Origin of the sequence: Cognaticolwellia beringensis, from assembly GCF_002076895.1 — a bacterium.
In the GTDB taxonomy this organism is placed as follows: domain Bacteria; phylum Pseudomonadota; class Gammaproteobacteria; order Enterobacterales; family Alteromonadaceae; genus Cognaticolwellia; species Cognaticolwellia beringensis.
On the sequence record NZ_CP020465.1, the window covers coordinates 1,743,399 to 1,763,486 of the forward strand.

19 protein-coding genes are annotated in these 20,088 nt (G+C 39.7%); 7 read left to right on the top strand and 12 right to left on the bottom strand.

Going from position 1 to position 20,088, the window contains the following annotated elements:
* Position 1: 1 nt before the first annotated feature.
* Both B5D82_RS07375 and B5D82_RS07380 read right to left on the bottom strand, forming a co-directional pair.
* Positions 2–937, bottom strand: coding sequence for an ATP-grasp domain-containing protein (locus tag B5D82_RS07375; protein ID WP_157673854.1), 936 nt, complete (start codon positions 935–937; stop codon positions 2–4).
* 47 nt (positions 938–984) lie between these two features.
* Complete coding sequence (locus B5D82_RS07380; RefSeq protein ID WP_081150374.1) at positions 985–1,482, bottom strand: hypothetical protein; 498 nt, start codon at positions 1,480–1,482, stop codon at positions 985–987.
* A gap of 124 nt (positions 1,483–1,606) precedes the next feature.
* Between B5D82_RS07380 and B5D82_RS07385 the strand changes: the two genes are divergently transcribed.
* Entirely contained in the window at positions 1,607–3,349 is a 1,743-nt protein-coding gene (locus B5D82_RS07385; protein ID WP_081150376.1) for a DUF885 domain-containing protein, read from the top strand.
* A gap of 253 nt (positions 3,350–3,602) precedes the next feature.
* Here the strand turns inward: B5D82_RS07385 and rpmG are convergent, their stop codons facing one another.
* The 6 genes from rpmG to radC form a co-directional block, all read right to left on the bottom strand.
* Positions 3,603–3,758 (bottom strand): 50S ribosomal protein L33, encoded by a 156-nt coding sequence (gene rpmG / locus B5D82_RS07390; RefSeq protein WP_070375415.1) that lies wholly within the window; start codon positions 3,756–3,758, stop codon positions 3,603–3,605.
* Between the two features lie 9 nt (positions 3,759–3,767).
* A complete protein-coding gene (rpmB, locus tag B5D82_RS07395) occupies positions 3,768–4,004 on the bottom strand; it encodes a 50S ribosomal protein L28 (RefSeq protein ID WP_077284236.1) in 237 nt (78 codons plus the stop codon).
* Positions 4,005–4,241: 237 nt separating this feature from the next.
* Entirely contained in the window at positions 4,242–4,628 is a 387-nt protein-coding gene (locus B5D82_RS07400) for a hypothetical protein (protein ID WP_081150378.1), read from the bottom strand.
* Entirely contained in the window at positions 4,615–5,283 is a 669-nt protein-coding gene (locus B5D82_RS07405; RefSeq protein WP_081150380.1) for an AAA family ATPase, read from the bottom strand. Before B5D82_RS07405 ends, B5D82_RS07400 begins: the two co-directional genes overlap by 14 nt.
* 71 nt (positions 5,284–5,354) lie before the next feature.
* Positions 5,355–5,678 carry a PilZ domain-containing protein gene (locus tag B5D82_RS07410; protein ID WP_081150382.1) on the bottom strand — a complete coding sequence of 108 codons (324 nt, stop codon included), beginning with the start codon at positions 5,676–5,678 and terminating at the stop codon, positions 5,355–5,357.
* A 32-nt stretch (positions 5,679–5,710) separates the two neighbouring features.
* Positions 5,711–6,391: a RadC family protein gene (radC, locus tag B5D82_RS07415; RefSeq protein WP_216629025.1), complete on the bottom strand. Its 681-nt coding sequence runs from the start codon at positions 6,389–6,391 to the stop codon at positions 5,711–5,713.
* An 84-nt stretch (positions 6,392–6,475) separates the two neighbouring features.
* Between radC and coaBC the strand changes: the two genes are divergently transcribed.
* The 4 genes from coaBC to B5D82_RS07435 all read left to right on the top strand — a co-directional run bounded on the left by coaBC (position 6,476) and on the right by B5D82_RS07435 (position 10,862).
* Positions 6,476–7,720, top strand: a complete 1,245-nt coding sequence (gene coaBC / locus B5D82_RS07420; RefSeq protein ID WP_081150386.1) for a bifunctional phosphopantothenoylcysteine decarboxylase/phosphopantothenate--cysteine ligase CoaBC — start codon at positions 6,476–6,478, stop codon at positions 7,718–7,720.
* Between the two features lie 148 nt (positions 7,721–7,868).
* A complete protein-coding gene (slmA, locus tag B5D82_RS07425) occupies positions 7,869–8,453 on the top strand; it encodes a nucleoid occlusion factor SlmA (RefSeq protein WP_081150388.1) in 585 nt (194 codons plus the stop codon).
* A gap of 58 nt (positions 8,454–8,511) precedes the next feature.
* Positions 8,512–9,984: an aminoacyl-histidine dipeptidase gene (locus tag B5D82_RS07430; RefSeq protein WP_081150391.1), complete on the top strand. Its 1,473-nt coding sequence runs from the start codon at positions 8,512–8,514 to the stop codon at positions 9,982–9,984.
* A 218-nt stretch (positions 9,985–10,202) separates the two neighbouring features.
* The gene (locus B5D82_RS07435; RefSeq protein WP_081150393.1) at positions 10,203–10,862 is read left to right on the top strand and encodes a response regulator; all 660 of its coding nucleotides are present in this window, start codon (positions 10,203–10,205) and stop codon (positions 10,860–10,862) included.
* Between the two features lie 52 nt (positions 10,863–10,914).
* On the opposite strand, the gene B5D82_RS07440 is transcribed toward B5D82_RS07435, so the two are convergent.
* The 4 genes from B5D82_RS07440 to B5D82_RS07455 all read right to left on the bottom strand — a co-directional run bounded on the left by B5D82_RS07440 (position 10,915) and on the right by B5D82_RS07455 (position 17,111).
* On the bottom strand, positions 10,915–14,352 hold the full coding sequence (locus tag B5D82_RS07440; protein ID WP_081150395.1) for a hybrid sensor histidine kinase/response regulator: 3,438 nt from the start codon (positions 14,350–14,352) through the stop codon (positions 10,915–10,917).
* A gap of 99 nt (positions 14,353–14,451) precedes the next feature.
* On the bottom strand, positions 14,452–14,892 hold the full coding sequence (locus B5D82_RS07445; RefSeq protein WP_081150397.1) for a hypothetical protein: 441 nt from the start codon (positions 14,890–14,892) through the stop codon (positions 14,452–14,454).
* A gap of 228 nt (positions 14,893–15,120) precedes the next feature.
* Positions 15,121–16,860, bottom strand: coding sequence for a sodium:solute symporter family protein (locus tag B5D82_RS07450; RefSeq protein WP_081150400.1), 1,740 nt, complete (start codon positions 16,858–16,860; stop codon positions 15,121–15,123).
* A complete protein-coding gene (locus B5D82_RS07455) occupies positions 16,860–17,111 on the bottom strand; it encodes a DUF4212 domain-containing protein (RefSeq protein WP_081150402.1) in 252 nt (83 codons plus the stop codon). The genes B5D82_RS07450 and B5D82_RS07455 overlap by 1 nt, the downstream gene beginning before the upstream one ends.
* A gap of 318 nt (positions 17,112–17,429) precedes the next feature.
* Here B5D82_RS07455 and B5D82_RS07460 point away from each other — a divergent pair, with 318 nt between their 5' ends.
* Together B5D82_RS07460 and B5D82_RS07465 are read left to right on the top strand one after the other, a co-directional pair.
* Positions 17,430–19,274 (top strand): putative nucleotidyltransferase substrate binding domain-containing protein, encoded by a 1,845-nt coding sequence (locus tag B5D82_RS07460; RefSeq protein WP_081150404.1) that lies wholly within the window; start codon positions 17,430–17,432, stop codon positions 19,272–19,274.
* A gap of 18 nt (positions 19,275–19,292) precedes the next feature.
* Entirely contained in the window at positions 19,293–19,991 is a 699-nt protein-coding gene (locus B5D82_RS07465) for an exonuclease domain-containing protein (RefSeq protein ID WP_081150406.1), read from the top strand.
* Positions 19,992–20,088 lie beyond the last annotated feature (97 nt).

Consider the following 20,088-nt stretch of genomic DNA (forward strand, 5'->3'; position numbering starts at 1 on the left):
ATTAAGATATTCCTCGAGATGAAGTGGCAGTGTCGGATTCAGCGTTTTGCAATTTGGGCTCACATGATGCCATACGAGTAACGAAAGCATCGACAAAGCGCTGTGGCGCGGCTTCATCCATATTAAAATACAGCGAAGGCTCAATTAACTCAGCCTCCATCAAAGCAAATGTGTCTTCATGGCGTACAAAATCAATACGAGCATAAAGCAACTCACCATGTAGCTTACTGATGGCTTGCATTGTGTTATTTGCTGCTAGCAATAATGATGGCTCAGGTGTTACTGTTAATAACCCACCGCCATGCTCTTCTTGTACACGAAAATCACCTTGTGCTGGGGTTTTTAATATCGTATGGCTGTACTTGCCATTAAAATAAAACAATGAAAACTCCCCCTCTTGGCAAATTGCCGCCATAAAAGGTTGCACCATAAGTTCTCGAGTAGCAAACGCTTGACTTAACTCTGCCATTTTATCTTGATAATTCTCTTTTGTTAGCCAAAAAGTATTATCCGCATTGGCACTTACCCGCGGCTTTAATACGATTTGCTCGGTCGCAAAATGGCTGAAATATCCCGCTATATTTTTAGCATCAAAAGTCTCGGGCCATAACGTGGGTACTATAGTTACACTGTCCGCTGCTAGGCTTTTTAAATAACTTTTATTAATATTCCACTCAACTACATTCAAGCTATTTTCTAGCCGCGCGTTTGATTGCTCAATCGTTGATAGTACGCTCAGAAAATTTTCCATATCGTCTTGGTAATCCCAAGGACTTCGAATGATAACCGCTTCATAGTCCGACCAATTTACGTTAACACAACGCCATGAAATCAATTCAGTCTGCCAACCTAAAGCCAACATTGGCTCGTCAATCAAACAATCGTAAGTTTCAAAATCAGCTAAACTGTCCATGGATAAAATTGCGCATTTTTTCATAAATTAATGACCTTACTTCAGCGTTTCGGTGAATATTACAACGTTAATTAATCGACAAAAATTTCTTGAGGAAATAATTGCCCGTACATAGCGATTGGCATGACAAGCCATTGTTGTGATGCGTGATTAAATATTAGTAATTGTTGATCAGTAGCATAGAAACTTAACTGTAATGGCTGTGTTTTTCCAGCGATATCAAGTAAAACATCAAGAGACAGTTGACGATCAACTTCTGGTGCTTGCACCATAGTCTGACCACTACTTTGCTGCCAAGACATCATCATTTGTGCTAAGGCTTGTCCAGAAATACTGGCCGGTGTTGCTCGCCAAGTGCGACCTATGCGCTCGATAGCGACAATGTTATTAATGTTTAGCGTTAAAATAATATTTTGTGTCCCGACTAGCGCTATATCTTGTTTGCTATTTTCATCGCTACTATCATCTGACGAGTAGATTTTTTTATTAGTGACGTTAATCAATAAAATAAAGCCCATAACGACAAAAATGATGACATTATTCCAACCAGTTTTTGATAATTTCACCATGATAGGCCTCCATACTTTCAACTATCTGCATGATACGAAAAAATTGAGCTTATTAGTACATAGCTTTACACTATTAACAAATAATAATGAATCCAATATCAGCTTTCCAAAATCAAGGCTTTTTATGAAACTAAAAAAATTAAGTATTGGCATATTAATGCTAAGCGGTTTATTCAGCACAACCAGTACATTTGCCAACCAAGCAAGTGAGCAATTTCAACAACTGCTCGATGACCATTGGCAAAGCGCCAATAAAGAACAAATTTTCTTTCGAAAAGACCCTGACGCATTTCGATTGAATGGTAAGTTACCTGAAGTGTCACAAAAGGGTCGCGATCGTCGGTCAAAATACAATAATGAATTGTTAATGCGTGTTAACAGCATCAACGTGAACAAACTGACATCGGCTGATCAAGTTACCTACCGTTTATTCAAATATGAACGTGAAGCGGAAGCGAAAAGTTATCAATTTCAAGATCACCTTTATCCGTTAACCTACTATGCTGGCTTTCATAGTTATTTTGCCGGTGCTCCAGCCAACATGTCGTTCTTAACCGAACAAGACTATCGTGATTACCTCATTAGTTTGGCAGATTACCCTCGTTACAACCAAGAGCACATTGTTGATCTTAAACAGGCCATTGCTCAAGGCCATACACATTACTGTGAGAGTTTTAAAAACTACGATAAATCAATTAGTAAGCATTTAGTTAGCCATGCTGAAGACAGTGTTTTTTACGCTCCTATGTTAAATATGCCAAAAGCGATATCACCCGAGCAGCAAGCGCAATATCGCCAGCAAGTAAAAACCTTGATTAAAGATACTGTAGTGCCTGAATACCAAGCCTTTTATGACTTTTTTACCCAAGAGTATATGACTAACTGTCGAACCACTGCTGGTATTAGTAGTGTGGAAGGCGGCGATGATTACTACCAATACCTAATCGAGTATTACACCACCACTAATTTATCAGCTGATGAAATTCATCAAACAGGTCTAGCTGAAGTTAAGCGTATTCGGCAGGAAATGCAGGAAATTATTAACGCCGTAGGCTTTAAGGGAGAGTTTAAAGACTTTATTGAGTTTTTGCGGACCGACGAGCAATTTTATACTACGAGTGCGATGGATATGATGGAGAAAGCGAGTTATATCACTCGTAAAATGGCAGCACAATTACCTCAGTGGTTTTCGGTATTACCCCGCTCAACTTTTGATATAAGACCGAGCCCAGACGGCGGTGCCTACTATGTTGCCTCTGATGGCAGTGGCACCACACCAGGGGTTTACTACCTAGAAACAAAAGGCTTAAAAAGCCAGCCGCTATACACCTTAGAGGCATTAACTTTTCATGAGGCTGAACCCGGTCATCATTTCCAAAGTGCTATTGCCCAAGAAGTTGATATGGCAGAATTTCGTAAAACCTTATATCACTCGGCCTTTGGTGAAGGTTGGGGCTTATACTCTGAACGTTTAGCTAAAGAAATGGGCTTCTACCAAAGCCCATATAGTGACTTTGGCCGTTTAACCTATGAAGCGTGGCGTGCTTGTCGCTTAGTCGTTGACACTGGTATTCATTCTAAAGGTTGGACTCGCCAACAAGCGATTGACTATTTAGCTGAGAATACCGCTTTAAGCATGGCTGATGTGGTTGGCCAAATTGACCGATATATCACATGGCCAGCACAGGCCTTATCGTACAAAATTGGCGAGATTAAAATTCGTCAACTACGCGCTAAAGCGGAAAAAGCGCTTGGTCATAAGTTTGATATCAGAACGTTTCATCATCAAATGTTAAAAAATGGTAGCTTACCTATGGCATTGCTTGAAGAGTTAACGATGGATTGGATTAAACAACAGCAGACATAATTAGACCCATTTTATTCATAAGTCTAAAAACTAAAAGAGAAGCCACATTAAGCGGTTTCTCTTTTTTTATACCTTGTTTTTATCTGACTAAAAATGCTCAGCTAAGTCTCGCTATAAAATGACAAACCAATCAACATAGAACATACAGCGTAAATTTCCTAGCAAAAGTCATTAAACCGAATGCCACTGGCTACTTTTCTTTAGGCAATAAAAAACCCGGTATAAACCGGGTTTTTAAATAAGCGTCTATCAATTACTTGATTTTAGCTTCTTTATACATAACATGCTGACGAATGCGAGGATCAAACTTTTTGATCTCCATTTTTTCAGGCATAGTTTTTTTGTTCTTGTCTGTAGTGTAAAAATGGCCAGTGCCAGCACTAGAAACTAAACGAATTTTATCGCGCATTGCAATTCCTTAAACTTTTTCGCCACGGGCACGGATATCAGTTAAAACTGCATCAATACCTTTTTTATCGATAATACGCATTCCTTTCGGAGTTAAACGTAATTTAACGAAACTATTTTCACTCTCAACCCAAAAACGGTGAGTTTGAAGGTTAGGTAAAAAACGACGACGAGTCGCGTTTCTTGCGTGCGAACGGTTGTTTCCAACCATTGGCTTTTTGCCTGTTACTTGGCAAACTTTAGACATAATGAGTACTCCAAAATTAATTTCAGGTCGTGCTGTATTTCCCCAAGACCGTCGCCTCGGGATCCTGAAAAAGGTGGCATATTATAGTGAAAGTGAAAAATGAATTCCAGTATTAATCACCTTAAAAGTGAATACTTTTGAAAACAACTAAAATTCAATAACTTAACTGTAAAAATTAACATAAATGTAGCATTTCATGCAGTATTATCATCCTAGTCGTATAATAATACTGCATTTTCAGCCTATTTTAGAGTCTAATAATTTTCGTAATTTTTCTTTTTGATCTTTATTACACAATTCATCAATTAAAATACGAATAATATGTGACTTGGCTAAATGTGTATCAATAGCCAATTCTTGTAGTTGCTCTATTGCCGCTTCACTCAAAGTGAATGTTGCAGGACGGAAACGACGCCCCACTTCACTACCACTTTGTGTTTTTCGGGCAACGTGTTCCTTAGCGGCCAAAACAGCTTGCTGTAATGTCAATTCATCGTGTTCTCGACTGACTATTTTTGGTTGACCTTGAGCATAATTTTCAGCGTCGGCAATAAATTCATCAACCGTGAACTGTTTCTTTTTCTTGGGACCGTCCTTGGATTTTTTTAAATCACTTAAACTCATGAGAATTGTCCGGTTTCATCGCTAATAGCTCTTCCGCTATTGCGATCATTTCTATCGCCGCTTTACTATCAGGTTCAATTTCCAGTACTGATGAACCCAGTTCTTCACTGTCATCATAAATATTACGGCTGTAAGTTACGGCATTTAAAACATTGATGCCGAATGAACTGCACACTTCTTTAGCTTCTAAAATGCGGCCTGCTTGATTAGGTAGCGAAGGACATTGAGTGATAACAAATGACGCTAACATTTTAGGATTGACCATTTTACAGGTGCTGAGCATGTCTTCCATATGCGGTACTGTCTTTAAGTCACGACGCTTTGGCCTCAATGGAATAACCACATGATCGGCCACTGACATCGCCGCCCTTAGCGCTAAATTGTCTTGGCCGCCACAATCAACAACGACATAATCGTAATGTTGATTAAGACTTAATAAATCGTTGCGAATTTTGCCATATAGCTGAATACAGTTGATTGCTGGCAGTGACGGATCAGAATTTCTTGCTTGTATCCAATCAGACGTAGTGCGCTGTGGATCACAATCAACCATCAATACAATAGCTTTTTTCTCGCGGGCAAAATACACAGCTAAGTTCTGTGCTAGGCAGCTTTTACCGCTACCGCCTTTTTCCCCGCCTACTAAAATCATCATTTTGGTAATTCCTTGTTTACTACTTAAAATACAACAACCACTTCATTATAGTTCAATAATTAAGGGCTAGCTTAAGCAAGATCTGTCAGCTGCATTGCAACTTCAAACCAGCCATTGTCTTGTTTGATACAGCGGATAACTTTGCCATGCAATTTCTGGCTATTCGGGTTCGCTGCTTTAAATATAATCATTACTTGGGTATTTGCCGCTATTTCGCAATCACAATCTACCTTCAAGCCACCACGAGAAAAATCTAAGCACACTATTTTCTTACGTTTTTCATCGCCATTGTCGTCAGTCCAGACAATATCAATTAATTCTTTTTCCATATCTAAACGGAAAGATCGCCGACGTTCGTTTTCTTCGCTATCTTGTATTTTGTCAATATCGCTCATAGTGACTCCTTATTTACAACACTTACGTTAATTCATTGTTCAATCATTCGACCATGCTCAGCATACGAATAACAATGGCAACCCGCAACTATTATATGATCAAGTACTTTTATATCAATTAAAGCAAGTGCTTGCTCTAATCTACTGGTGATCTGATTATCAGCAATGCTGGGTTCAGCGATACCCGAAGGATGATTATGCGCCAGAATAACCGCTCCCGCTTGATACTTTATTGCCGCCTCTACCACAATACGTGGATAAACCGCAGCCGCATTAATAGTGCCCTGAAAGAGTCGTTCAAACTTTATGACTTGATGCTGGGTATTCAAAAATAGCACAGCAAATATTTCCCGAGTTTCATTACGCAACTCAGCTTTTAAGAAGTTTTGCGTACTGAGTGACGACGTTAACGACTGACCCATTTTCATTTGTTCAGCCAAGTAGCGTTTCGACATTTCTAAACATGCTTGTAATTGCACATACTTTGCTACCCCTAAGCCATGGTGCTGACAAAAGTCATTTAATTCGGCTTGATATACTTGCGAAATACTGCCAAAACTTTTTAATAAATTTCTCGCTAGGTCTACTACGTGGCAACCTTTGACGCCGGTTCGTAAAAATATCGCCAGTAATTCAGCATCACTTAAACTTTTAGCGCCATGGTGTAATAACTTCTCTCTGGGTTTTTCGCAGTCCGGCCAGTCTTTTAACATAAGTGCATCCTTGCAAAGTGATTTTAAAAAAAGAGTGAATAATGCTATCTTATCGCTCATTGTGGTTATTAAGATTAGCAGTTTATGCAGATTCTTCAGGGTAAAAAAATTCTATTGGGTATAAGTGGCGGTATTGCCGCCTACAAAACGCCTGAGTTAGTGCGCCGATTAAAAGAAAAAGGTGCTGATGTTCGTGTTGTAATGACCGAGGGCGCAAAAGCTTTTATTACGCCATTAACCTTACAAGCGGTTTCTGCCAATGCAGTTTCTGACAGCTTATTAGATACTCAAGCAGAATTAGCTATGGGCCATATTGAGTTGGCAAAATGGGCTGACTTTATTTTAATTGCGCCCGCAACAGCTGACGTTATTGCCAAAATAGCGGCAGGTATGGCTAATGACTTATTAACCACGCTTTGTTTAGCAACAGCAGCGCCAATTGCCGTTGCACCGGCGATGAACCAACAAATGTGGCATAACCAAGCTACGCAAAACAACATTAAAACGTTAACAAGTTGGCATTACAGCATATTTGGCCCAGGTGCTGGTGAGCAAGCCTGTGGTGATGTCGGTTTAGGTCGAATGTTAGACGTGCCTGAGTTAGTCGCTTTAACTTGCCAAGCTATTGAAAATATCAATACGCGTGTTATTACGTCAGCTGAGCAAAAACCTTTATCCGGGCAAAAGTGGTTAATTACTGCAGGACCAACACGCGAAGCTATTGACCCTGTGCGTTATATTTCCAACCATAGTTCAGGAAAGATGGGGTTTGCCATTGCCAGTGCAGCGCAAAGTCTAGGCGCAGAAGTGACTATAATTTCAGGACCGGTTAACTTAACCACACCACAAAATTGTCAAAAAATAGCCGTAACTAGTGCAGTAGAAATGCATCAACAAGCTTTAGCACATGCCCCTAAGTCTGATGTTTTTGTTGCCTGTGCTGCTGTAGCTGACTATCGTATTGACCATATCGCCAGTGAAAAAATAAAAAAATCTCAAGACACTATGCAGCTTAATCTTATCAAGAACCCAGATATAGTTGCTGATGTTGCAGCGCTTGAAAGCAAGCCCTTTACCGTCGGGTTTGCTGCTGAAACACAAGATGTTGAACATTATGCGAAGGGTAAATTAGCGCGTAAAAAACTTGATATGATCGCGGCAAACAACGTTGCTGAAATTGGCCAAGGATTTAATAGTGACGATAACGCGTTAACCGTGTTTACAGCCAACGATGAAAAAGTTTTGCCTTTGATGAGTAAAAGTGAACTTGCCAAACAATTAGTTCAACATATTCATCATACATTTCAAAGTACGCGATTAAAAAAATAATTTAGAAACTGCTGATTTCATTGTTGAACATCAGCTAAGTAACGCTATACAATCACGCTAATCTTTTAGTCGCCATAACAATTGGAATAATTTATTACTCCAATTGTTATGATTGCTAAAAATATAATAAAAATAGAGAATCAGTTTTATGCCGGCGACTCAAAAACCAAATCGCAAACAACAAATTTTAGAATGTCTTGCGCATATGCTACAAACCAGTGCAGGGCAAAGGATCACAACAGCAAAGCTTGCCGCTGAAGTAGGCGTTTCCGAAGCGGCACTTTATCGCCACTTTCCGTCGAAAGCACGGATGTTTGAAGGCTTGATAGAATTTATTGAAGAATCAATTTTTTCTCGTGTAAACCTAATTTTAACCGATCATAAAGAAGCGCTTATTCGTTGCCATCATATTTTGCACGTACTGCTGATTTTTGCTGAACGTAATCCAGGTATGTGCCGAATCCTTGCCGGTGATGCTTTAATGGGAGAAAACGAGCGTTTACGTGCACGTGTTAATCAATTTTTTGAGAAACTTGAATCACAATTTAAGCAAGTTTTACGTGAACGAAAGCTCCGTGAAGGTAAAGGCTTTACTATTTCAGAGCTTGCTCTAGCCAATATTTTAATGGCCTATGCAGAAGGTAAAATTAATCAATATGTTCGCTCTGACTTCACCAAAAAACCTAGCAGCGACTTTAATGAGCAATGGCAATTTTTAATGGCCGATAAATAAGACAGCCTCTTAATAAATTTCTTAAATCTACTTAAGCCCAAAATATAAAGGATCTGCATTGAGCACGTTAGCAAAACTACAACCGCAAAAGTTATGGCAAATATTTGATAAAATTTGTAGCATTCCACACCCTTCTAAACACGAACAAAAAATCTCCTTGTGGATACAGTCTTGGGCAACAGAACTGGGGCTAAGTGTTAAAGAAGATGCTGTTGGCAACTTAATTATTAAGAAACCTGCTACTGCAAGCATGGAAAATAGAAAGGGCGTAATTCTACAAGCTCATATGGATATGGTACCGCAGAAAAATGCCAATACTGAGCATGACTTTCTTACCGACCCTATCAAACCATATATTATTACCGAAGCTGATAGCGACTGGGTAACTGCTGAAGGCACTACGCTGGGTGCAGATAACGGCATTGGTTTATCTTCTGCGCTAGCGGTATTAGCCAGTGATGATATTGCTCATGGTCCGCTAGAAGTCTTAGTGACCATTGACGAAGAAGCGGGCATGACCGGCGCTTTTGGCCTTCAATCTGGTTGGTTGGAAGGCGATTTACTGATCAATACTGACTCCGAGCAGGAAGGCGAAGTCTACATGGGTTGCGCTGGTGGTATTGATGGTGAAGCGACTTTTGCACTTACCTATGAAGAAGTTAATGATGATGTTGAATCATTTAACTTATCAATTTCAGGCCTAAAAGGCGGTCATTCAGGTGTAGATATTCATACCGGTCGCGCCAATGCTAATAAATTACTGGTGCGTTTTTTACTCGACGCCAGCAACGAATTAGGTTTACGCTTAACAGAGTTAAATGGCGGCAGTTTACGTAATGCTATACCGCGTGAAGCCGATGCTAGCTTTGTGATCAGTCGCTCAAAAATTGCGCCGTTAAAAGCCAAACTAGCTGAGTATTTAGCAACAGTGCGTCACTCTTTAGCTGCTATTGAAACCGATATCGATATGCTTTTAATTTCGCCTGAAACTTTTGATGAATGTTGGACACTAGCAACCCAAAGCACCATTTTACGTGCGCTTAATGCCTGCCCTAACGGCGTTTTACGTATGAGTGATGACATTGAAGGCATAGTTGAAACCTCATTAAACCTAGGTGTTATGCGCAGTAAGGGTAATAAGTTTGTCGCGATGACCTTGATTCGTAGCTTGCATGACGATGGGCGCTTAGATGCGCAGACTATGGTGCAATCTGTGTTCGAACTCGCTGGCGCGAAGATTAAATTTTCTGGTGCTTATCCGGGTTGGAAACCTGATACTAGCTCAGCTTTAATGCAAACCGTGCGTGACACTTATCATTCATTATTTGATAAAGTGCCTGAAATTATGGTTATTCATGCCGGTCTTGAGTGTGGTTTGTTTAAAACCGCTTACCCAGATTGGGATATGGTGTCATTTGGACCAACCATCAAGTTTCCACATTCACCTGATGAAAAAGTGCAAATAGCTACCGTTGAGCAATATTGGCAGTTATTACTCGCTGTATTAGCTAATATTCCAGAAAAGTCTTAAATAATAGAGTAGCGTGATAAATCGATGTCACGCTAATACAGCAATATTATTTTGGCTGAAATAGGCTATGATTAATATCAGTTTGAACATTTTTAAAAGTAAACGGGTATTATTCTTATTAGGCTAAAGTCTAATAAGAATCTAATGCTGAACGAACTAGACTAGCATGGGATTTTTTTGGTCTAAATTAGACTTGGGTATTTTAAGGAAGCAATAACATGATTCAGCCAGAAAAAATTATAATAGCTGACGATCATCCATTATTTAGACAAGCATTATTGGGCACATTAAAGTTAAAATTAACCCAAACACAATGGTTGGAAGCACAAACTATCGCTGAGCTAGAGCAACACCTTAGAGATAATCCCGACAGCGATCTACTATTGCTCGATTTACATATCCCTGGTGCTCATGGCTTTAATACCCTAATACATGTACGTAATCATTTTCCTCAAATACCGGTTGTAGTAGTTTCTGCTCATGAAGATCACGAAACTATTCATAAATCGATGGGCTACGGCGCTTCGGGCTTTATTCCGAAATCTACGCCCGTTGAAGATATTTATAGTGCTATTCAACAAGTATTGTTAGGTAATATTTGGACGCCAGCAGCTTATAATGAATCCGCGCCTATGCAAGACAATAACGACATTGCTGAGCGCGTTGCTAGCTTAACTCAACAGCAATATCGAATTTTAATGATGTTTGCTCAAGGTATGTTAAATAAGCAAATTGCTTATGATTTACATGTATCAGAAGCAACGATTAAAGCTCATGCCACCGCTATATTTCGTAAGCTAGATGTGCGCAATCGTACACAAGCGGTTATCGTTATTGGTCAACTTGATCTTAGCGATATGCAATTACAAGACAGTTAATACTCGTCTTCATCAAATAATTCAGCAATAAACAGAGTTAGCCAATTAATTGTTATTGCAAATATTTGGCTTGTAGCTTCTTCGTCAACATTGCACTCATCATCGCTCGAAGCGCGGCAGGTTTAATCAATTTACGCATAAAACCGATATCGGCTGCTAAAGTTTTTTCTTCTAAATCGCTGTCCGTTGTCGCGGTAATTAAAATTGCCGGCACATGGTGTCGATTTAACTTTCTTAGTTTCTTAATCAACGCAATGCCGTTAAAATCAGCATCAAGTTGATAGTCAACCAACAGTATTTCGATCTCATTTTTGTGCTCATCATAAAGTGTAAGTGCTTGCTGGTATGAATCCGCCGCTAACACAATGCAGCCCCATGCTGATAACAGCTCAACCATACCACTCAACACGTCTGGGTCGTTATCAATGCACATAACGGTCACATCACTTAACCCTATATTAGCGGCAGACTTAACCGCAATGACTTCTTGCTGGGTCTGAGTTCTTTCTACTTCAACAGAAAACTTACAACCCTTACCTATTATCGAGTTAAGCGCTAAAGGGTGACCTAACAGTTGAGCTAAGCTTTGGGTAATATTCAAACCTAAACCTAGCCCACCCGCAGATGAGCTTTGCTGATTATCTAATTGGGTAAATTGTTCAAAGACCATAACTTGCTTATCCGCAGGGATACCTGGGCCATTATCCAGCACTTGAATATCAATAATATCGCCGCGCGCGCGTGCTCCTAATAACACCTTACCCGGACTGGCATAACGAAAAGCATTACCGATTAAGTTTTGCAATATTCGACGCAGTAAATTTCGGTCCGAGCGTAGCCACATAGAATTACAATGCACACGAAATTCAATTTCAAGATCTACAGCACTGGCAGAAAACTCTTTGGCAAGATCATCAAATAAAGACTTCACTGAAAAATTGCTTATATTAGGTCTAATATTTCCACTTTCAATGCGAGCAATTTCGGCTAAATCGGCCACTAGGTCATTGGCAACTTTTAGCGAGTGATCGATATTATCGACCTGTCGTTGTTGGGTTGCAGTTAAGTTTCCTTGGCTAGCTAAAGCGGAGGTAAATAAACGTGCTGCTTCTAAAGGTTGCATCAAGTCATGGCTACACGCTTTTAAATATAGACTTTTTTTGATATGGGCTTGCTCAGCTTTTTCACGCGCTAACGCCAAGGCGTCATTGGTTTGTTCTAATTTTTGTGTTCGCTCAAGTACCCGGGTTTCCAAATCAACATTCGCTTCTTTCAAACCTCTTTCTGCTTGACGGTAAGCGGTTATGTCAGAAAACAACATCACAAAACCACCACCAGGCAAAGGGTTACCTTCAATACGTATCACTCGGCCATCACTATGTTCTCGCTCAGAGCTATGCGGGCTACCATTACGTAAATGCGCTAGGCGTTTACCCACTTGCTCTTCAATCTTACCTACACCACATAAACCGCGCACCACGTTAAAGCGAATTAAATCGCTAACCGGGCTACCTTGGAAAATTAACTTGCTTGGATAGGAGAATAAATCAACATATTTTTTATTCCAGGCAACAAGATTTAAATCGCTATCAACGATGGAAATCCCTTCACTGGCATTTTCTATCGCGCTTTGTAATAAATCTTGGCTATATTGTTGTCGTTGGCTTGATGCTTCTTCCACTAGTACGGCAATTTCATCTAAAGCAATATCACGCCCCTCTAGTGCCGATGATAATACTAAACGAGCTGACGATGCCCCCATAACACTCGCTAAGGTATTTTCAGTGTGCTGTAGTAACTTCTGGTTATACGCGACATTGCTCATTTGTGCTTTGACGGTGGTTCGCTGAAACTGCGAAAAGCTAACATTGGCTTTTTTATCACCCACAAACCGCGAGACTAATAATTCAAGCTCTTGGTAGTTAATTTGTTTATTGCGCTGCAACTGTAAAGCCTTTGGCGCTTGATACTCCATAAATAATGATGCTTGCATGCGCTCTTGCACACTTTGACGACTCACGTGAGACAGCAACCACATCGCGATAATATTAGCCGATAAAGACAGTAAGCTTGCCATTGAATTAGCAGGTAGGAATCCTCCTTCAAAGGGATGAGGATAAACGCCAAACTGTGGAATAAAGTTCAGAAATAGCCAGGCAGAAAAACCAATAACAATGCCACCATAAACGGCCGTTAAAGTAGCTCTGCGCCAATAAAATGCAGCGATTAATGCTGGGGTTAATTGGGCAAAGGCACCAAAAGCTATTTCACCTAAAGAACTTAATGTATCTGGCGCCGCCATTAAAAACACGCCGTAGCCTAATAAAATAACAAATAAAACTAATACTTTACGAATAGTTAACAGACGTAAACGAAATTTGTCATAGTCAGTGTCATGATTTTTATTAGCCCGATATAACCATGGAAAAACTATTTCATTACTGAGCATAGTACTCAAGGCAATAGAAGAAATAATCACCATAGAACTGGCAGCAGATATTGCGCCTAAAAAGGTAAATAAGGTCAACCAAGGTTGCTGTTGATACCAAGGTAAAAATAATACATAAGCATCAGACGGTACCGTATCACCCAATAATAAATGCCCCGCTAATCCTAGTGGCACCGCAAAAACTGCAAATACTAATAAATAAAGCGGGAAAATACGGCGACTAAGCCAAGTATCTTTTTCATCTTTTAGTTCAACGACCATCACTTGAAATTGTCGTGGTAAGGATAAAAATGCCGCCATTGTTATGACTAACATGGCAAACATTGACATAACATTAGGAAAATTGAGTTGTTGATCGAGTTGAAGGCTTGCAGATGAACGTCGCCAAATTTCCATCGGCGAATCAAACAAGACATAAGTAACAAAAATACCCACAGCGATAAAGGCAAATAGCTTAACTAAAGATTCAAAAGCAATTGCCAACATAACCCCTGGATGACGCTCAGTGACATCGATGTTACGTACACCAAAGACAATGGTAAAGCCGGCTAATACCAAACTTACCACTAGGCCAAAATGCCAATTGGCTAAGCTTTGCTCTGCTTGTAACTGTTGGAATGTATAAACAATGGCTTTTAATTGCAGAGCGATATAAGGCATGGTGCCAATTAATGCCACTATGGTGACTAAAATGGCTAAATTGTGTGATTTGCCAAAACGTGCGGCTAATAAATCGGCGATTGATGTCAGGTTTAACTTTAAACTCACCCGAATAATGCGTTGAATAAATGGCCACGCAAATATGAACAGTAATATAGGTCCTAGATAAATAGGGATATGAGAAATGAAATTAGTTGATGCTTGTCCAGGCGTACCTAAAAAACTCCAAGACGTGCAATAAACCCCTAGGGTTAGCGCATAGATTACTGCTTGGCTTTTGCGCAATAATTTATGTCGATATTTGTCTCCAACATAGGCAATAAAAAACAGCAAACCTATATAAGCAAAACTTAAGCCTGCTAATTGCCAATTTGGAAACATCTAATTTCTCTATAACTTATATTAAGTGTTTGATTATATGATTATATGAATTTATTCACATATGTCATTAAACTTAAACTCATAACGTAAACTGTAATGCTAATTTACCGTTTGAGTGTAAAATTCGGCAATATATTGCCCGCCTTTAATATTAGCAATAACCCGTAATTTTTGCTTATCGCCCTTGCGACTGATGGTATTACGTAATGGCGTTGGACTCTTCCAATAATAAGGGCTGTCAATCATGCCTAGTGGGTAAGCATTCGCTTTATTGTCTTTATCTACTACAAAGAATGTTGCGCTATCAAGCGGAAAAGTAGAATTTAATGTTGTCATGCCTGCTTCATCATATATATTGACTTCAAATTCACCTGATTTCAAAATACATTTTTGATTGATAACATCACAATGACCATAAGGAACCAATTTAAATGCGCGCATTTGATTAGCACTATTTTCTTCCCATAAGTCAGCTAATGCAAAGCCTAAAATAGTAAGGATAGGAGCTACTATAATAGCTGTTTTAGTGTGTTTATTCATAAAGTATCCTGCAATTTATATTGTACTAATCCGCATAAGAATTTTTTGAACTTACTAGTTTTTCCTGCGTAATCATTGAGTACTTATTTTTGTGGAATGGCTTAACTTCGTCATTCTGCTGAGGCAATCTGTATTTAACCATTATATCTTAATGACAAAATAAAAAGCCCTATTTATAGAAATTAAATAGGGCTTTTAGTTTATTAATCAATAAGTAGTTAAAACTATTTAGTGATCATGTGCTGCCGATACGCCACCAGCAGGCGTACGCATATTATCAACCATTTGTTGGATATGAGCTGGCGCTGGACCTGTTACTTTCAACATAGCGAAAGCTACTGCAAAGTTAACTAGAGCACCTACTGAACCAAAGGCATTTGGTGAAATTCCGAAAAACCAGTTAGGACCCATGTCACCTAGGAATGAAGTACCAGGAATAAACATGATGCCTTTATGCTGGAATACATACAGCATAGTTACACCGATACCTGCGATCATACCTGAAACTGCTGCAGTACCGCTCATTTTCTTAGCGAATATACCCATCATTAGCGCTGGGAATATTGACGATGCAGCTAAACCAAAGGCTAGTGCAACCGTACCGGCGGCAAAACCAGGCGGATTTAAACCAAGCCAACCAGCCACCATCACCGATATGGTCATCACAACACGACCGGCTAATAACTCATTCTTCTCAGTTAAGTCAGGCGTTAATATACCTTTCATTAAATCATGAGAAATTGAGGATGATATCGCTAATAACAAACCGGCTGCGGTAGATAATGCAGCAGCTAAACCACCAGCAGCAACTAAAGCAATTACCCAGTTTGGTAAATTAGCGATTGCAGGGTTAGCCAATACCATGATGTCACGGTCAACTTTAATCATTTCATTGGTTGCAGGGTCAGCAGTATATTGAATTTTACCATCGCCATTTTTTTCTTCGTATTGCAATAGACCCGTATTTTCCCAATCTTTAAACCATTGAGGGCGCTCAGCGTATTCAAGGTTTTGACCAGCTGCTGGTTCAATAGTGTTCATTAAGTTAAGACGAGCCATAGCACCAACTGCTGGAGCAACTGTGTATAACAATGCAATGAATACTAAAGCGTAACCTGCTGATTGACGTGCTGCTTTAACTGAAGGAACAGTGAAGAAGCGCATAATAACGTGAGGTAAACCTGCAGTACCAATCATCAGAGACAAGGTGTAAGCGAACATGTTTACTGAACCACCCATGTTGTCAGTGGTGTACTCTTTAAAGCCTAACTCAGTAACAACTAAGTCTAATTTATCAAGTAAGTAAACACCACTACCGTCGGCTAACGTAGAACCTAAACCTAGTTGTGGAATTGGGTTACCTGTTAACTGTAATGAAATAAATACCGCTGGAATAGTATAAGCAAAAATCAATACTACGTACTGAGCGATTTGCGTGTATGTAATACCTTTCATACCACCTAATACAGCATAAACCCAAACAACGAACATACCGATGTAAAGGCCTAAATCATAATCAACTTCTAAGAAGCGAGAGAAAGCTACACCTACACCTTTCATTTGACCGATGATGTAAGTTAATGACGCGATGATTAAACAAACTACCGCAACAACACGTGCTGTTTTTGAGTAATAACGGTCAAAAATAAATTCAGGTACGGTGAACTTACCGTGCTTACGCATGTAAGGTGCAAGTAGCATGGCTAATAGTACATAACCACCGGTCCAACCCATTAGGAATACAGAGCCCCCGTAACCTAAGAATGAGATCATACCTGCCATTGAAATAAATGACGCAGCACTCATCCAATCGGCACCAATCGCCATACCATTTTGCATTGGCGTTACACCACCACCAGCAACATAAAAGTCACTAGTTGAACCCGCACGAGCCCACCAAGCTATACCGAAATAAACGGCGAAAGAACCGAATACAGCTATGTATGTATAGAGTTTTAACTCTTCCATTATGATTCCTCCACGTTATATTTTTTATCAAGGTCGTTCATTTTCTTGGTATACCAAAAAACTAAACCGACAAATGTGTAAATTGAACCCTGTTGTGCAAACCAGAAACCTAGTTTGTACCCACCTAGACGTATTGCATTTAATGGCTCGACAAGAAGCAAACCAAAACCAAATGAAACCACGAACCAGATAGCAAGACATATAAATATTAGGCGCAGATTCTCTGACCAATATGTTGCATTACCTTCCATCATTCTCTCCTAGCAATTATTCCTATTAAACCTAATTAGCTTAATAGGCACAGCGTTTTATGATTTTTATACGCTATATACCGAATGGATTATTCTTCCAATTGGTATCACCTGTTGTTTAAGAGAGGTTGACTATTAATTCGACCAGCTGGCAAAGCCAACGTTGGATAAATGAATACTTAACCTACTCTAAGCTACACACTAGCAATATTATTTCGGCGCTCATATTAAACTTTAGTCTAGAACTCAGTTGAAACAGTTGACTTAAGCAGCACTAATCCCCTAAATATAGTGAGCGTACTAACTCGAGATATTGTTATGGACTCAGCATTAAGCGAAATCAGCGAATTTATTCAAGCGATTCCACCTATGGACTTATTGCCGAGTGAAATCATCGAACAAGTGGTTAAAGAGATCAGCATTAGTTACGTGCGTCGTGGTCAGTCTCTTCCACCGCAAGGCATCACAGAAGAAAATATCTATATATTACGCAAGGGGGCCTTAAGCTACTTTAGCAAAGACAATAAGTTATTGGCCAAATACGGTGAAGGAGATATTTGCACGGTTTTTTGCTTTAGCAATGATGACCATATCAGCAACAACGTTATCTCTGATGAAGATACTTTACTCTATAGCATCAGTTACAAAAACTTCCAAAAATTAGTCAAAGCATACCCAGATGTTATGGCATTTTTCCAGCAAACTTCTGAGCAAAGACTCAATAAGAAAATGCTGAAAGTGAATGAAGACGCCATTTTAAATTCATCATTACTCAATAGCTCAATCGCAAATTTTTATCACAGCCCTGCTGTCACCATAGGTCCTAATACAACCATTCAACAAGCTGCAATATTGATGACCGACAAAGGGTTTTCGTGTTTGGTGATTGTAGAAAAGGACAAATTATTAGGCATAGTAACCGATAAAGATATTCGCCGTCGCTGTGTCGCGCATGGATTAGGTATTGACCAGCCCGTTAGTGTCATCATGACCGACGACATGACAACCATTGATATTAAAAGTACCGCTTATGACGCCTTAATGATGATGACACAAAGGCATATCCACCATTTGCCTGTGACCGCAAATAATCAACTAAAGGGCATGGTCACCGTTACTGACTTAATGAACAATGAAGGCCAAAATGCGGTAAATATTACCAGTGTTATTCATAAGGCTAAGTCGGTCAGCGAATTAACCGAAATTAGTAGCATGATACCTAAATTGCAAATACGTATGGCAAAATTGGGCACTACCGCGGATCATGTCGGTAAAAGCATTAGTGCGATTACCATGGCATTCACCATTCGATTAATTGAAATGGCAGAAAAATTATTAGGCCCACCACCCGTACCTTACGCATGGTTAGCCGCAGGTTCGCAAGCCAGACAAGAGCAGTTTGCTCACTCAGATCAAGACAATGCCCTGATCATCTCTAACGACATGCAACCACAACACAACTACTGGTTTAAAGACCTTGCCACTTTTGTTTCTGATGGCTTAGCCGCATGTGGCTTTATTTACTGTCCTGGGAATGTCATGGCCACTAACCCTAAATGGTGCCAAACACAAAATCAATGGTCACAATATTTTGCTCAATGGATTAATACCCCTGAACCAAAAGCATTAATGCACTGCAGCATTTTTTTCGACTTAACCACGGTTTATGGCGATAGCCGCTTACTGGAACAAGTGCGAGTGAATATGTTAAAAACAACGCAACGTAGCACGCTATTCATCGCACACTTATCACGCAATGCTTTAAATTTAAGGCCACCATTGGGATTTTTCCGTGATTTTGTTTTAATCCAAAATGGTGAAAATAAAGCCACACTAGATTTAAAACATAACGGTATTGCCCCCATCGTTGATCTCGCCCGTATTTATGCATTGTCTGAGGGAATTTCATCCGTTAATACGATAGAACGTCTAAAGCAAGCAGCAGGAACCCCTTCATTATCAAAATCATCGGCAGCAAATCTCATCGACGCCTATGAATTTTTAAGCATGCTACGTATGATGCATCAAGCGAAAAAAATGCAACTAGGGCAACAGCCCAATAACTACTTATCTCCAAAAGATATTTCAAAACTCGAGCGTGAACACTTAAAAGATGCCTTTAAAGTGATAAAAACCATGCAAGACAACCGTCAATCTACTTAATAGCGATAGCCATTTATCATGTTAAACCATCATCTATTAACTCGCTGGCTAGTCGGCTACGAAGCACAACGAAAACGTATGCTAAAGCGAGCCCCTGCGGGTCCATTGCGTGATTTTCTCAAGGTCCCTTTTCCTGCCATTTCTACCCCTTTTGAACAAACACCGATACTAGCAGTAGATTTCGAGACAACAGGGTTAGACGCCATACAAGATAAGCTGCTCAGTGTCGGGTGTGTAGAGTTAAATCATTGTCAAATTAAACTTGGTACGAGTTATCACCAAATTATTCAAACTCAAGGCAGTTTAAAGGCAGATAACGTTACTATTCATCAAATAACTGATGACCAAAAAGATCAAGGAAAACCATTGGCCGACGTGGTTGAACACTTACTTAAAAGACTCGCCGGTAAAGTCATGTTGGTACATTTTTCTCGTATTGAACGACAATTTTTACAACAAGCGTGTTTAGAACTCTACGGCATGGCACCACCCTTTCCAATGATAGACACTTTAGTGGTCGCTAAAAAAAGATTAGATAAACGCGATGTTGCTTACGACCCTTCAGAGTTAAGGCTTACCGCGTTGAGAGCAAAGTACGGATTGCCTAACCACTATGCCCATAACGCGTTAAATGACGCGATTGCTACCGCAGAATTACTGTTAGCACAAATTAGCGAACGTAATGAAGATATGTCACTTCAGCAATTGATTTTATAGCGGCCTAATACACTTATTTTCCTCAAATGCAGAAAATAACTTGGTCTATTGCAAAACTATGAGATAATTGTGCTCGCAATCACACATTAATGGTCCA